The sequence below is a fragment of the Kitasatospora terrestris genome, assembly GCF_039542905.1.
GTDB classification, from domain to species: Bacteria; Actinomycetota; Actinomycetes; order Streptomycetales; family Streptomycetaceae; genus Kitasatospora; species Kitasatospora terrestris.
In genome coordinates this window covers 2,847,433-2,861,303 of sequence record NZ_BAABIS010000001.1, presented here as the reverse complement: position 1 = coordinate 2,861,303, position 13,871 = coordinate 2,847,433, and the positions used below count along the sequence as shown (strand labels likewise).

Sequence of the window (13,871 nt, the reverse complement as noted above, 5' to 3'; positions counted from 1 at the left end):
GGAGGCCCGTCCTCATGACGAACATCCCCGAGACCGGCCGCACCCGGCGGGTGACGATCAGGCTGGTCGTGCTCCAGGTGCTGGTCCTCTCCCTGCTCGCCACCCTCGGCGGGCGGCTGTGGTACCTGCAGATCCGCACCGGCAAGGACTACGCCGCGAAGGCGGCCGGCAACCACATCCGCGAGGTGGTCGAACCGGCCATCCGCGGCGAGATCCTGGACGCCTCCGGCCGGATCCTGGCCGGCAACGAGACCAAGCTGGTCGTCTCGGTCAGCCGCACCTCGCTGCTGCAGCAGAAGGACCGCGGCAAGGCCGTGCTCACCCGGCTCGCCGAGGTGCTGGGCATGCCCGCCAAGGACGTCCAGGACAAGGTCCGGCTCTGCGACGCCAAGACCCCGCAGCCCTGCTGGAACGGCTCCCCGTACCAGCCGATCCCGGTGACCCAGCAGGCCACCACCCAGCAGGCGATGCAGATAATGGAACGCCGCGAGGACTTCCCCGGCGTCACCGCACAGCCAACCGCCACCCGCCGCTACACCGGCGCCGAGGGCGCCAGCGCCGCCCAGGTCCTCGGCTACCTCTCCCCGGTCACCGACGACGAGGTCACCAAGAGCGCCGACAAGCCCGGCCGCGAGCGCCGGCTGCCCTCCGACCAGATCGGCCGGGCCGGCCTGGAGTCGGTCTACGACGACGACCTGCGCGGCACCACCGGCGTGGACAAGCTGGAGGTCGACAACCTCGGCCGGGTGATCGGCAGCGCCGGGCGGGTCCCCGCGCAGGCCGGCAACAACCTGGTCACCTCGCTCGACGCCCGGGTGCAGAAGGTGGTCGAGGACCAGCTCGCCCAGGCGATGGTCGACGCCCGCAAGGTGTACGACAAGGAGACCAAGAAGAACTACGAGGCCGACTCCGGCGCCGCCGTCGTGATGGACGTGCACACCGGGCGGATCGTCGCGATGGCCAGCGCCCCGACCTTCGACCCCAACCTGTGGGTCGGCGGCATCTCCGCCAAGGACTACCAGGCGCTGACCGGCAAGGACTCCAACTACCCGCTGATCAACCGGGCCATCCAGGGCCAGTCGGCCCCCGGCTCCACCTTCAAGGTGATCTCCACCAACGCCGCGGTGCAGGCCGGCTACTCGCTGGACGGCCACTACCCGTGCCCGAAGAGCCTCACCATCGGCGGCCGCGAGTTCAAGAACTTCGAGAGCGAGAGCTTCGGCGACATCACGCTGGAGCGCGCCCTGGAGGTCTCCTGCGACACCGTCTTCTACGGCCTCGCCTACGACCAGTGGATGAAGGACGGCGGCATCAAGCCCAAGAAGGACGCCGCCGACTGGTTCTTCAAGACCGCCCACCAGTACGGCCTCGGCGCCAAGACCGGCGTCGACCTGCCGTCCGAGACCCCCGGCCGGGTCCCCGACCGGCAGTGGAAGCAGTCCTTCTTCGACGCCAACAAGGACGCCTGGTGCGCCCAGGCGGCCAAGGGCGGTCACGAGTACACCGACGAGATCGCCCGCGAGAACTGCGTCGACGGCAACCAGATGCGCGCCGGTGACTCGGTCAACTTCGCGATCGGCCAGGGCGACACCCTGGTCACCCCGCTGCAGATGGCCCGGATCTACTCCGCCCTCGCCAACGGCGGCATCCTGTACCGCCCGACCATCGGCAAGGCCGTGGTCAGCCCGGACGGCGCCCTGGTCCGCGACATCGCCCCGCACGAGGACGGCCGGCTCCCCGCCGACGGCAAGCTGCTGAAGTACATCAACGAGGCCACCGCGGGCGTCGTCGAACGGGGCACCGCCTCCTGGAAGTTCACCGCCCAGGGCTGGCCGCAGAAGCAGATCGAGCTGCACGCCAAGACCGGCACCGCGGAGGTCGCCGGCAAGCAGACCACCTCGTGGCTGACCACCTACAGTGCCGACTACGCGGTCGTGATGACGATAAGCCAGGGCGGCACCGGCTCCGGCGGCTCCGGCGACTCGGTGCGACGGATCTACCAGGCGCTGTACGGCGTGGACGACAAGGGCGGGATCGACAACAGCAAGGCGCTGCTGCCCAAGCCGCAGGCCGAACTGCCCAAGTTCAACCCGGACGGCACCGCGATCGTCAAGCCCGCCTCGTTCTCCTACGAGGGCACCCGCACCTTCCTCGACCCGGTCCAGCCGGCCGGCACCCCCGCGCCGCCGAGCGTCGCGCTGGCCGCCGTCGAACCCGCAACCCGCACCGCCGCCGGAAGGGGCCGCGCATGACCTCGTACGGCTCGTACCGGCCGGTCCGGCTCAGCCCGCGGCGCGGCAACCTCGCGCGGGTGCTGGCCAAGGACTCCCCGCTCCGCCGGCTCGACTGGATCATGATCCTCAGCGCGCTCGGCCTCTCGCTGGGCAGCTCGCTGCTGGTCTGGTCCGCCACCCGCGGCCGGGACACGCTCACCCACGGCGACCCCCAGTACTTCCTCTACCGGCACCTCACCAACCTGGTGATCGGCCTCGTGCTGTGCGCGGTCACCGTGCTGATAGGGACACGGCGGCTGCGCACCGCGGTGCCGTTCGTCTACCTCGCGGTGCTGCTGCTGCTCTTCGCGGTGCTCAGCCCGCTCGGCTCGACCATCAACGGCGCGCACTCCTGGATCCAGTTCGGCGGCGGCTTCTCCATCCAGCCCGCCGAGTTCGCCAAGCTCGCCATCGTGATGGGCATGGCCGTGGTGCTCTCCGCCCGGGTCGACGCCGGCGAGCGGGAGTACCCGCCGACCCGCAGCGTGCTCCAGGGGATCGCGGTCGCGGCCGTCCCGATGGGCGTCGTCATGCTGATGCCCGACCTCGGCTCGGTGATGGTGATGGCCGTGACCGTGCTCGGCATCCTGCTCGCCTCCGGCGCCGCCAACCGCTGGGTCTTCGGCCTGCTCGGCACCGGCGTGGCCGGCGCGATCGCGGTCTGGCAGCTCGGCGTGCTCGACAAGTACCAGATCGACCGGTTCGCGGCCTTCGCCAACCCGGCCCTCGACCCGGCCGGCGTCGGCTACAACACCGCCCAGGCCCGGATCGCCATCGGCTCCGGCGGCCTCACCGGCATGGGCCTGTTCCACGGCACCCAGACCATGGGCCAGTTCGTCCCCGAGCAGCAGACCGACTTCGTCTTCACGGTGGCCGGCGAGGAACTCGGCTTCGTCGGCGCGCTCGCCCTGATCGGCCTGCTGGGCGTCATCCTGTGGCGGGCCTGCCGGATAGCGCGCCAGGCCACCGACCTGTACGGCACGGTCCTCGCCGCGGGCGTGGTCACCTGGTTCGCGTTCCAGGCCTTCGAGAACATCGGGATGAACCTCGGCATCATGCCGGTCGCGGGCATCCCGCTGCCCTTCGTCTCCTACGGAGGCTCCTCGATGTTCGCGGTCTGGATCGCCATCGGACTGCTGCAGTCCGTCCGCTCGCAGCGGCCGATAGGGATCTGAGACGGTGACCCTCTGAGCTCGGCTACTCTTGAGGGTCACCTGTTTTCTCCGAAAAGGTCCTTGCGCATGACTGTCGAATCGGTCTTCCCACGCCTGGAGGCCCTCCTCCCGCACGTCCAGAAGCCGATCCAGTACGTAGGTGGCGAGCTCAACTCGACCGTCAAGGACTGGGACGCCTGTGACGTCCGCTGGGCGCTGATGTACCCGGACGCCTACGAGGTGGGTCTGCCCAACCAGGGCACCATGATCCTCTACGAGGTGCTGAACGAGCGCGAGGGCGTGCTCGCCGAGCGCACCTACAGCGTCTGGCCCGACCTCGAGGCGCTGATGCGCGAGCACGGCGTCCCGCAGTTCACGGTGGACGCGCACCGCCCGGTCGCCGCCTTCGACGTGTTCGGGCTCTCCTTCTCCACCGAGCTCGGCTACACCAACATGCTGACCGCGCTCGACCTCGCGGGCATCCCGCTGGAGGCGAAGGACCGCACCGTCGACCACCCGGTCGTGCTGGCCGGCGGCCACGCCGCGTTCAACCCCGAGCCGATCGCCGACTTCATCGACGCCGCCGTGATCGGCGACGGCGAGCAGGCCGTCCTGGACATCACCGAGATCGTCCGCGCCTGGAAGGCCGAGGGCCGCCCCGGCGGCCGCGACGAGCTGCTGCTGCGCCTGGCGAAGACCGGCGGCGTGTACATCCCGCGGTTCTACGACGTCGAGTACCTGCCCGACGGCCGGATCGGCCGCGTCGTGCCGAACCGCCCCGGCGTGCCGTGGCGGGTCTCCAAGCACACCGTGATGGACCTCGACGAGTGGCCCTACCCGAAGCAGCCGCTCGTCCCGCTCGCCGAGACCGTCCACGAGCGGATGTCGGTGGAGATCTTCCGCGGCTGCACCCGCGGCTGCCGCTTCTGCCAGGCCGGCATGATCACGCGTCCCGTCCGGGAGCGAAGCATCACCGGCATCGGCGAGATGGTGGAGAAGGGCCTGAAGGCCACCGGCTTCGAGGAGGTCGGCCTGCTCTCGCTCTCCTCCGCCGACCACTCCGAGATCGCCGACATCACCAAGGGCCTCGCGGACCGCTACGCCGAGGACAAGGTCGGCCTGTCGCTGCCCTCCACCCGGGTCGACGCCTTCAACATCGACCTGGCCAACGAGCTGTCCCGCAACGGCCGCCGCTCCGGACTGACCTTCGCCCCCGAGGGCGGCTCCGAGCGGATCCGCAAGGTCATCAACAAGATGGTGTCCGAGGAGGACCTCATCAACACGGTCGGCGCCGCCTACGGCAACGGCTGGCGCCAGGTGAAGCTGTACTTCATGTGCGGCCTGCCCACCGAGACCGACGAGGACGTGCTGCAGATCGGCACCATGGCGAAGAACGTCATCGCCAAGGGCCGCGAGGTGACCGGCACCAACGACATCCGCTGCACCGTCTCCATCGGCGGGTTCGTGCCCAAGCCGCACACCCCGTTCCAGTGGGCCCCGCAGCTGTCCGCCGAGGCCACCGACGAGCGGCTGGCCAAGCTGCGCGACTCGATCCGCGGCGACCGCAAGTTCGGCAAGAACATCGGCTTCCGCTACCACGACGGCAAGCCCGGCATCGTCGAGGGCCTGCTCTCCCGCGGCGACCGCCGGATCGGCGCCGTCATCCGCGCCGTGTACGAGGACGGCGGCCGCTTCGACGGCTGGCGCGAGTACTTCTCCTACGACCGCTGGATGGCCTGCGCCGAGAAGGGCCTGGCCGGCACCGGCGTCGACGTCGACTGGTACACCACCCGCGAGCGCACCTACGAGGAGGTGCTGCCCTGGGACCACCTGGACAGCGGCCTCGACAAGGACTGGCTCTGGGAGGACTGGCAGGACGCCCTGGAGGAGGTCGAGGTCGAGGACTGCCGCTGGACCCCGTGCTTCGACTGCGGCGTCTGTCCGCAGATGGATACGACCATTCAAATCGGCCCCACCGGCAAGAAGCTGCTGCCGCTGACCGTGGTCAACTCGTAATCCCGCAGCGCAACCTGACGGCCCTTCCCCGGCGTTCTCGCTGGGGACAGGGCCGTCGGCACGATCGGGGGACATGCTGTGGTGCAACTGGAGAAGCCGCCGCCACCGGCTGCGGGGGACACCGCGCTCACCGTCGCGGTGCGCTGGACCGCCCGGGTGGTGGCGCTGACCGTCGTGGTGCCCGTCCGCTTCGGGTGGGAGCTGCTGGTGGCCGCCGCCAGGGCCACCGGCCGCGGCCTCGCCGCCGTCGTCGAACACCTGGTGGTCCGTCCGCTCGCCGCCGTCGGCCGCCACGTCCTGGCGCCCGCCGCCCGGGCGCTCGGCCGGGTGCTGGCGTGGTGCTGGCGCCACCTGATGGCCGCGCCGGCGGCCTGGTCGTACCGGTCCGTGCTCACCCCGGTCGGCCACGGCCTGCGGTGGCTGGCGACCGCCTTGCTGGTGCGGCTCCCGGTGGCCCTGGCCCGCCACGTGCTGGTGCCCGTGGGGCGGGTGCTGTGGTGGCTGCTCTCCGGTCTCGGCCGGGTGCTGGCGTGGTGCGGGCGCCACCTGGTCGCCCTGCCGCTGGCCTGGTCGTACCGGGCCGTGCTCACCCCGGTCGGCCACGGCCTGCGGTGGGTGGCCGGCGGCCTCGGCCTCGGGCTCGCCCTGCTCGGCCGGTACCTGCTGCTCACCCCGCTGCGCCGGGCCGGACTCGGCCTGCTCGCGCTCGGGCGGGCCGCCGGCCGGTTCCACCGCCGGGTGCTGACGCCCGTCGGCCACGCGCTGCGCCGGCTGCTGCTCGGCGGCGGCTCCGCGCTGCTCCGCCACCTGCTGGTCGTCCCCGCCCGGGCCCTGTACCGCCACGTGCTGACCCCGGTCGGCCGCGCGCTGCGGTGGCTGCTGGCCCCGGGCGTCCCGCTGGCGGTCCGGTACCTGCTGGTGGTGCCGCTGCGGTGGCTGACGCGGTACCTGCTGGTGCTGCCCCTGCGGGCGCTGTACCGGTACGTGCTCACGCCGCTCGGGCACGCCCTGCGGTGGCTGGCGCTGACGGCCGTTCCGGCGCTCTGGCACCACCTGGTGGCCGTCCCGCTGTCCGCCGCGTACCGGTGGCTGCTGCTGCCGCTGTGGCGCCGGGTGCTGCACCCGCCGCTGCGGCTGCTGGGCCGGGTGCTGCGCTGGGCGTGGCGGGTGGCCGGCCGGCTGTGGCGGGCCGCGGTCCTGCGGCCCTGCCGGTGGCTGCGCCGCGAGGTGTGGTGGCCGGCCAGGGCGGAGCTGCGCGCGGTGCGCCTGGCGGTCCGGGACGCGGTCCGCAAGGCGCTGCGGGACGTCCGCGGTGGGCTGTCCGGCTGAGCCGGGCGGCGCGGGCGGGGGTTGCGGGCGCGTACCCTTTGACGTGACAGAGTCCGGCCGGAGCCAGTTGTGCGAGGCCGGCGGGACAACTGACTAAGGACTGAGCGCCCTGGCACGCCGCACGCCCGACGGTCCGCCGCCCGCGCCGACGGTGCAGCGGATCCGTCTCCGCTACACCAAGCGAGGCCGTCTGCGCTTCACCAGCCACCGCGACTTCCAGCGGGCGTTCGAGCGTGCGCTCCGCCGCTCGAGCGTCCCGATGGCCTACTCGGCGGGCTTCACCCCGCACCCGAAGGTCTCGTACGCCAACGCCGCTCCGACCGGTGTGGCCAGCGAGGCCGAGTACCTGGAGATCGGCCTCGCCGCGCACCGCGACCCGGAGCTGCTGCGCAAGCAGCTCGACGAGTCGCTGCCGCCCGGCCTGGACATCACCGAGGCCGTCGAGGTCCGCACCGCCAACTTCGTCGAGCGCCTGGAGGCGTCCGAGTGGCAGCTGCGCCTGGCCGGCGTGGAGCCCGCCGAGGCGGCCGCCGCGGTGGCGGCCTTCCTGGCCGCCGAGACCGTCGAGGTCCAGCGGATGACCAAGAACGGGCTGCGCACCTTCGACGCCCGTGGCGCGGTCGCCGCGTTCGAGGTTGACTCCGCGCAGGTGGGGAATGGTAACGACACCGGCACGGAGAGTGGCAGTGATGTTCGGACGGCCACTCCCTGTGCGATACTGCGGCTGGTAGTACGACATGCCACACCTGCCGTACGACCCGACGACGTTTTGTCCGGTCTCCGTGCGACGGCCGACCTGGCGCCGCCGGTCCCCGCTGAGGTGACCAGGCTGGCGCAGGGGCCGCTCGACGAGGAGTCCGGCACGGTGACCGACCCGCTGGCGCTCGACCGCGCCGCGGCCCCGGCCGGCCAGTAGGGCCGCCAGCCGCGCGCATCTGCCGTCCGCCGAGTGGGCGGGAGCGCAGGCCCGAACTTTCCGGGCCTGCGGCTCCCCGGCCCCCGCGGCTCCCCAGGGGAGCGAGCGCCGTCGCGCGGTCCGAGCCCCCAGCGGCCCGGCCTTGACAACTAGAAGACTGGTCAGACCAGAAGACTTTCGACACCCCGCACCCCGCGGGGCGCCGAGCGAGACTACGAGCCCCTGTGCGGCCTCGCGTCCGCGCGGCGGCACCGGACGAGTCGGCCCGCCCTCACTGAGGCCGACCGGATCGACCGTGCCGAGCCGTGCCTGGATGCGGAGCCCGGGGGCCTGACGGGAGATCCACCCGCATGCTCGAGAACACCGAACCGCAGTCCGCTGCGGGCGACCACACCAACGATGCCGACGGCGGTACCTCCGCCGCTCCGCCGCGCCGCCGCCGCCGGGCCGTGTCCCGGCCCGCCGGCGCGCCGCAGGGCGCGGCCGCCGAGGCCGCCGAGAAGCCGGTCCGCGCCCGGCGCACCCGCAAGCGTGCCGAGGCGCCGGCCGGTGCGCCGGAGACCGCTGCCGCGGTCGAGGAGCCCGCCGCCCCGGCCGAGGCCGCCGTCGAGGCGCCTGCCGAGGCCGAGGAGAAGCCGGTCCGCGCCCGCCGTACCCGCAAGCGCGCCACCGCCGCCGAGCAGTCGCCGGCCGCCGAGGCGCCGGCCGGGGCCGTCGTCGAGCCGCAGGCCGTCGCGGAGCCGGTCGAGGCCCCCGCGGAGGCGCCGGCCGAGGCCGAGGAGAAGCCGGCCCGCGCCCGCCGTACCCGCAAGCGCGCCACCGCCCCCGCGCAGTCCCCGGCCGCCGAGCCGGAGACCGCCGTCGCGGAGCCGCAGCCGGAGCCGGTGGCCGTCGAGGCCGAGGCCGCCGAGGAGGAGGCCGACGAGCCGGAGGCGGTCGAGGAGGCCGTCGCCGAGCCGGCGCCCGAGCCCACCGGCCGGGTCCGCCGCCGGGCCGTGCGCCCGTCCACCGCGATCTTCCAGGCGCCGGTCTTCCAGGAGCCCGCGCCGTTCACCGCACCCGCCAAGCCCGCCGCCGCCAAGACCGCGCCGGTGAAGGCCGCCGCCCAGCCGGAGCCGGAGCCGGAGGCGGAGCAGGACGAGGAGTTCGAGTACAGCGGCGTCGGCCGCCGTCGCCGGGTCCGCACCGCGGTCCGGGTGCAGCCCAAGTCCCGGCCGAAGCCCGAGCCGGTCGCCGTCCAGGCGCCCGTCGAGGAGCCCGAGGAGGTCGAGGCGCCCGCCGCGGCCGGCCCGGAGGCCGAGGACGAGTGGGAGGACGGCCGTCCGTCCCGCCGCCGCCGTCGTGGTGGCCGTCGCCGCCGCCGCGGTGAGGCCGAGGAGCCGGAGGCCGTCGAGGCCGAGGCCGCCGGCCCTGCCGACGCGGAGGCCGCCGAGGAGCCCGAGACCGACGAGGACGAGGGCGACGAGGACGACCTGGCCGCCGGCCTGTCCTCCTCGCGCCGCCGTCGTCGCCGTCGCCGCCGCAGCGGCGAGGGTGCCGCCGAGCCGGTGGAGACCACCGAGGACGGCGTCCGCACGGTGGTGAAGGTGCGCGAGCCGCGCCGCCGCTCCACCGAGCCCGCGTTCGACCCGGACGAGGTGCAGTCCATCAAGGGCTCCACCCGCCTGGAGGCCAAGAAGCAGCGCCGCCGCGAGGGCCGCGAGCTGGGCCGCCGCCGGGTGCCGATCATCACCGAGGCCGAGTTCCTGGCCCGCCGCGAGTCGGTCGAGCGGGTGATGGTGGTCCGCCAGAACGGCGCCCGCACCCAGATCGGCGTGCTCGAGGACGGCGTGCTGGTCGAGCACTACGTCAACAAGGAGCAGGCCACCTCGTACGTCGGCAACGTCTACCTGGGCAAGGTCCAGAACGTGCTGCCGTCGATGGAGGCCGCCTTCGTCGACATCGGCAAGGGCCGCAACGCGGTGCTGTACGCCGGTGAGGTCAACTTCGGCGCGATGGGCCACGGCGGACCGCGCCGGATCGAGTCGGTGCTGAAGTCCGGCCAGTCCGTGCTGGTCCAGGTCTCCAAGGACCCGATCGGCCACAAGGGCGCCCGCCTGACCAGCCAGATCTCCCTCCCCGGCCGCTACCTGGTCTACGTGCCCGAGGGCTCGATGACCGGCATCTCCCGCAAGCTGCCGGAGAACGAGCGCGCCCGCCTGAAGCAGATCCTCAAGAAGATCGTCCCGGACGACGCGGGCGTCATCGTGCGCACCGCCGCCGAGGGCGCCAGCGAGGACGAGCTCACCCGCGACGTGCAGCGCCTGCAGGCGCAGTGGGAGGAGATCCAGAAGAAGGCCGCGAGCGGCAACGCCCCGGCGCTGCTCTACGGCGAGCCGGACATGACCGTCCGGGTCGTCCGCGACATCTTCAACGAGGACTTCACCAAGGTCATCGTCTCCGGCGCCGACGCCTGGAGCACCATCCACGAGTACGTGTCCAACGTGGCCCCGGACCTCACCGAGCGGCTGCAGAAGTGGACTTCGGACGTGGACGTGTTCGCCACGTACCGGATCGACGAGCAGCTGATGAAGGCGCTGGACCGCAAGGTCTGGCTGCCCTCGGGCGGCTCGCTGGTGATCGACCGGACCGAGGCGATGGTCGTGGTCGACGTCAACACCGGCAAGTTCGTCGGCCAGGGCGGAAACCTCGAGGAGACCGTCACCCGCAACAACATCGAGGCGGCCGAGGAGATCGTCCGCCAGCTGCGGCTGCGCGACCTCGGCGGCATCATCGTGATCGACTTCATCGACATGGTGCTCGAGTCCAACCGCGACCTGGTGCTCCGCCGCCTGCTGGAGTGCCTGGGCCGCGACCGCACCAAGCACCAGGTGGCCGAGGTCACCTCGCTGGGCCTGGTCCAGATGACCCGCAAGCGGGTCGGCCAGGGCCTGCTGGAGTCCTTCTCCGAGCCGTGCGTGCACTGCAACGGCCGCGGCGTGATCGTCCACATGGACCAGCCGCACGTCCACGCGGGCGGCGGCCAGGCCGCGACGGCCGGTGAGGGCGCCGGCGGCTCCAAGCGCCGCCGTCGGGGCAAGGGCGGGGCCGCGCAGGCCGAGTCCGAGGCCGTGACGGTCGAGACCGAGGTCGAGGAGCTCGCGGAGGCCGTGGAGGCGGTCGAGGCCGCCGTGGAGGCGGTCGAGGAGGCCGCCGAGCAGCTGGGCGCCGTCGCCGCGGAGCCGGTCGAGGCCGAGGCCGAGGCCGTCGTGGAGACCGTGGTCGAGGCCGCTCCGGCGGCGCCGGCCGGGCGTCCGCGCCGGCGGGCCGTGCGCAAGGCGACCGCTCCGGCGGGTGCGCCCGGCGAGGCCGAGATCGTGGTGCTGCAGAACCGCGCCGAGGCCGCCCTGCAGGCCGCGCTGACCGCCGCCGAGGCGGTCCCCGCCGAGCGGGCCGAGGCCGAGCCGGAGGCCGTGGCGGTCGCCGAGGAGCTCCCCGTCGCGGAAGAGCCGGACGCCGCCGGGACCGAGGCCGGTGCCGAGGTCGAGGAGGAGGCGCCCGCGCCGAAGAAGCGGGCCACCCGCAAGACCGCGGCGAAGAAGACCGTGGCGGCGAAGAAGACCACCGCCGCCAAGAAGACCACCGCCCGCAAGACCGCCACCAAGCGGACGAGCGCGGCGGCCAAGAAGGCCGCGGCCGCCGAAGGTGACGGCGCCGCCGAGTAACGCCCCTGGTGCGGGGCGGGCTTGCGAGTCCGCCCCGCACCGGGTAGGGCCCGGTTTGCCCCAGGGGTGGCCGGTCCGTATTCTTGACCCTCGGCGTGTCTACGCCACAGCTCCAGAGCACCTCACCTCCCGCACCGGTGGTGTGGGGGAGGCCCCTGTGTCCGTACCCAGGCGGCTGGCATCCGGAGTTCCGACCGAGTAGGAAAGTGGGTACCGCATGTACGCGATCGTTCGCGCAGGCGGCCGCCAGCACAAGGTCGCCGTCGGCGACGTGCTGGAGATCGACCGTATTGACGCCAAGCCGGGTGACTCGGTCGAGCTGTCGACCATCCTGGTCGTCGACGGTGACGCCGTCACCTCCGACCCGTGGGTGCTCGGCGGCGTGAAGGCTCACGCCGAGGTGGTCGACCAGACCAAGGGCGACAAGATCGTCATCCTCCGCTACAAGAACAAGACGGGCTACCGCCGCCGTCAGGGCCACCGCCAGAAGCACACCGCGGTGCGCATCACCAGCATCGACTCGGTCAGCAAGTAAGGGGATAACGAGAAATGGCACACAAGAAGGGCGCAAGCTCTACCCGCAACGGCCGTGACTCGAACGCCCAGCGCCTCGGCGTGAAGCGCTTCGGCGGCCAGGTCGTCAGCGCCGGCGAGATCATCGTCCGCCAGCGTGGCACCCACTTCCACCCGGGCGCCAACGTCGGCCGTGGCGGCGACGACACCCTGTTCGCGCTGACCGCCGGTGCCGTGGAGTTCGGCACCCGCCGCGGCCGCAAGGTCGTCAACATCGTGGCCGTCGAGGCCTGAGTCCCTACAGACTCGCTGTGAAGGGTGGGCCGGAATGATCCGGCTCACCCTTCATGCTTTACCAGCAGGACCCACCCTTTCTTCGCACTGGAGGCACCCCCATGACCACCTTCGTGGACCGCGTCGAGCTGCACGTCGCCGCGGGTAACGGAGGCCACGGCTGTGCCTCCGTGCACCGGGAGAAGTTCAAGCCGCTCGGCGGCCCCGACGGGGGCAACGGCGGCAGTGGCGGCAGCGTCATCCTGACCGTCGACTCCCAGGTCACCACCCTGCTCGAGTACCACCACTCGCCCAAGCGCAAGGCCGGCAACGGCAAGCCCGGCGCGGGCGGCCACCGGACCGGCGCGGAAGGCGCCGACCTGGTCCTGCCGGTGCCGGACGGCACCGTGGTGCTCGACCGCAAGGGCAACGTGCTCGCCGACCTGGTCGGCCACGGCACCAGCTTCGTCGCAGCCCAGGGCGGCCGCGGCGGCCTCGGCAACGCGGCGCTCGCCTCCGCCCGCCGCAAGGCCCCCGGCTTCGCCCTGCTCGGCGAGCCCGGCGAGGCCGGCGACATCGTGATGGAGCTCAAGTCCGTCGCCGACGTCGCCCTGGTGGGCTACCCGAGCGCCGGCAAGTCCTCGCTGATCTCCGTGCTGTCCGCCGCGAAGCCGAAGATCGCCGACTACCCGTTCACCACCCTGATCCCCAACCTCGGTGTGGTGACCGCCGGTTCGACCGTCTACACGATCGCCGACGTGCCCGGCCTGATCCCCGGCGCCAGCCAGGGCAAGGGCCTCGGCCTGGAGTTCCTGCGGCACGTGGAGCGCTGCGAGGTGCTGGTGCACGTCCTGGACTGCGCCACCCTGGAGCCGGGCCGCGACCCGCTCACCGACCTGGAGACCATCGAGGACGAACTCGCCCAGTACGGCGGCCTGGAGGACCGGCCGCGACTGGTCGCCCTCAACAAGATCGACGTGCCGGACGGCCAGGACATCGCCGACCTGACCCGGGCCTCGCTGGAGGAGCGCGGCTACCGCGTCTTCGAGGTCTCCGCGCTCGCCCACAAGGGCCTGCGCGAGCTGAGCTTCGCGCTCGCCGAGATCGTCTCCCAGGCCCGCGCCGCCAAGCCGGTCGAGGAGTCCACCCGGATCGTCATCCGGCCGACCGCCGTCGACGACGCCGGGTTCACCATCGAGGAGGAGGACGGCGCGTACCGCATCCGCGGCTCCAAGCCGGAGCGCTGGGTGCGCCAGACCGACTTCTCCAACGACGAGGCCGTCGGCTACCTCGCCGACCGGCTCGCCCGCCTCGGCGTCGAGGAGAAGCTGTGGAAGGTCGGCGCGCAGGAGGGTGACACCGTCATCATCGGCCCCGACGAGAACGCCGTGGTCTTCGACTGGGAGCCGACCATGGCCGCCGGCGCGGAGATGCTCGGCCGCCGCGGCGAGGACCACCGCTTCGAGAACCCCCGGCCGGCGGTCGACCGCCGCCGCGAGAAGCAGAAGGGCCGCGACGCCGCGGAGCGCGAGTACCTCGCCTTCGAGGCGCTCAGCTCCGGCCGCGAGGCCATCGAGGGCGACGACGAGGACTGACCGGAACGGGCGGCCGACCGTTCGCCCACCGGAACACCGTCCCTGGTGACCCTTCGCATCGCGTAGATTGCCCCCGTGCAACGTCGTGCGAAGGGTCA

9 protein-coding genes are annotated in these 13,871 nt (G+C 72.7%); all 9 read left to right on the top strand.

What is annotated here, in order from left to right; genetic code table 11:
- Positions 1 to 14: 14 nt before the first annotated feature.
- The 9 genes from mrdA to obgE all read left to right on the top strand — a co-directional run bounded on the left by mrdA (position 15) and on the right by obgE (position 13,773).
- Positions 15 to 2,252, top strand: coding sequence for a penicillin-binding protein 2 (gene mrdA, locus ABEB06_RS13175; RefSeq protein WP_345697047.1), 2,238 nt, complete (start codon positions 15 to 17; stop codon positions 2,250 to 2,252).
- Positions 2,249 to 3,448, top strand: coding sequence for a rod shape-determining protein RodA (gene rodA / locus ABEB06_RS13170; protein ID WP_345697046.1), 1,200 nt, complete (start codon positions 2,249 to 2,251; stop codon positions 3,446 to 3,448). Before mrdA ends, rodA begins: the two co-directional genes overlap by 4 nt.
- 66 nt (positions 3,449 to 3,514) lie before the next feature.
- Positions 3,515 to 5,443, top strand: coding sequence for a TIGR03960 family B12-binding radical SAM protein (locus ABEB06_RS13165; protein ID WP_345697045.1), 1,929 nt, complete (start codon positions 3,515 to 3,517; stop codon positions 5,441 to 5,443).
- Positions 5,444 to 5,524: 81 nt separating this feature from the next.
- On the top strand, positions 5,525 to 6,772 hold the full coding sequence (locus ABEB06_RS13160) for a hypothetical protein (protein ID WP_345697044.1): 1,248 nt from the start codon (positions 5,525 to 5,527) through the stop codon (positions 6,770 to 6,772).
- A gap of 151 nt (positions 6,773 to 6,923) precedes the next feature.
- Entirely contained in the window at positions 6,924 to 7,688 is a 765-nt protein-coding gene (locus tag ABEB06_RS13155) for a TIGR03936 family radical SAM-associated protein (RefSeq protein ID WP_345697043.1), read from the top strand.
- A 350-nt stretch (positions 7,689 to 8,038) separates the two neighbouring features.
- A complete protein-coding gene (locus ABEB06_RS13150) occupies positions 8,039 to 11,392 on the top strand; it encodes an Rne/Rng family ribonuclease (protein WP_345697042.1) in 3,354 nt (1,117 codons plus the stop codon).
- A 217-nt stretch (positions 11,393 to 11,609) separates the two neighbouring features.
- A complete protein-coding gene (gene rplU / locus ABEB06_RS13145) occupies positions 11,610 to 11,927 on the top strand; it encodes a 50S ribosomal protein L21 (protein WP_345697041.1) in 318 nt (105 codons plus the stop codon).
- A 14-nt stretch (positions 11,928 to 11,941) separates the two neighbouring features.
- The gene (gene rpmA, locus ABEB06_RS13140; RefSeq protein ID WP_345697040.1) at positions 11,942 to 12,199 is read left to right on the top strand and encodes a 50S ribosomal protein L27; all 258 of its coding nucleotides are present in this window, start codon (positions 11,942 to 11,944) and stop codon (positions 12,197 to 12,199) included.
- A gap of 101 nt (positions 12,200 to 12,300) precedes the next feature.
- Positions 12,301 to 13,773: a GTPase ObgE gene (gene obgE, locus ABEB06_RS13135; protein ID WP_345697039.1), complete on the top strand. Its 1,473-nt coding sequence runs from the start codon at positions 12,301 to 12,303 to the stop codon at positions 13,771 to 13,773.
- The last annotated feature ends 98 nt before the right edge of the window (positions 13,774 to 13,871 follow it).

What these genes read in the sequence shown, in the direction of transcription:
- mrdA (WP_345697047.1), top strand. Translation starts at nt 15, where the DNA reads ATGACGAACATCCCCGAGACCGGCCGCACCCGGCGGGTGACGATCAGG.
- rodA (WP_345697046.1), top strand. Translation starts at nt 2,249, where the DNA reads ATGACCTCGTACGGCTCGTACCGGCCGGTCCGGCTCAGCCCGCGGCGC.
- ABEB06_RS13165 (WP_345697045.1), top strand. Translation starts at nt 3,515, where the DNA reads ATGACTGTCGAATCGGTCTTCCCACGCCTGGAGGCCCTCCTCCCGCAC.
- ABEB06_RS13150 (WP_345697042.1), top strand. Translation starts at nt 8,039, where the DNA reads ATGCTCGAGAACACCGAACCGCAGTCCGCTGCGGGCGACCACACCAAC.
- rplU (WP_345697041.1), top strand. Translation starts at nt 11,610, where the DNA reads ATGTACGCGATCGTTCGCGCAGGCGGCCGCCAGCACAAGGTCGCCGTC.
- rpmA (WP_345697040.1), top strand. Translation starts at nt 11,942, where the DNA reads ATGGCACACAAGAAGGGCGCAAGCTCTACCCGCAACGGCCGTGACTCG.
- obgE (WP_345697039.1), top strand. Translation starts at nt 12,301, where the DNA reads ATGACCACCTTCGTGGACCGCGTCGAGCTGCACGTCGCCGCGGGTAAC.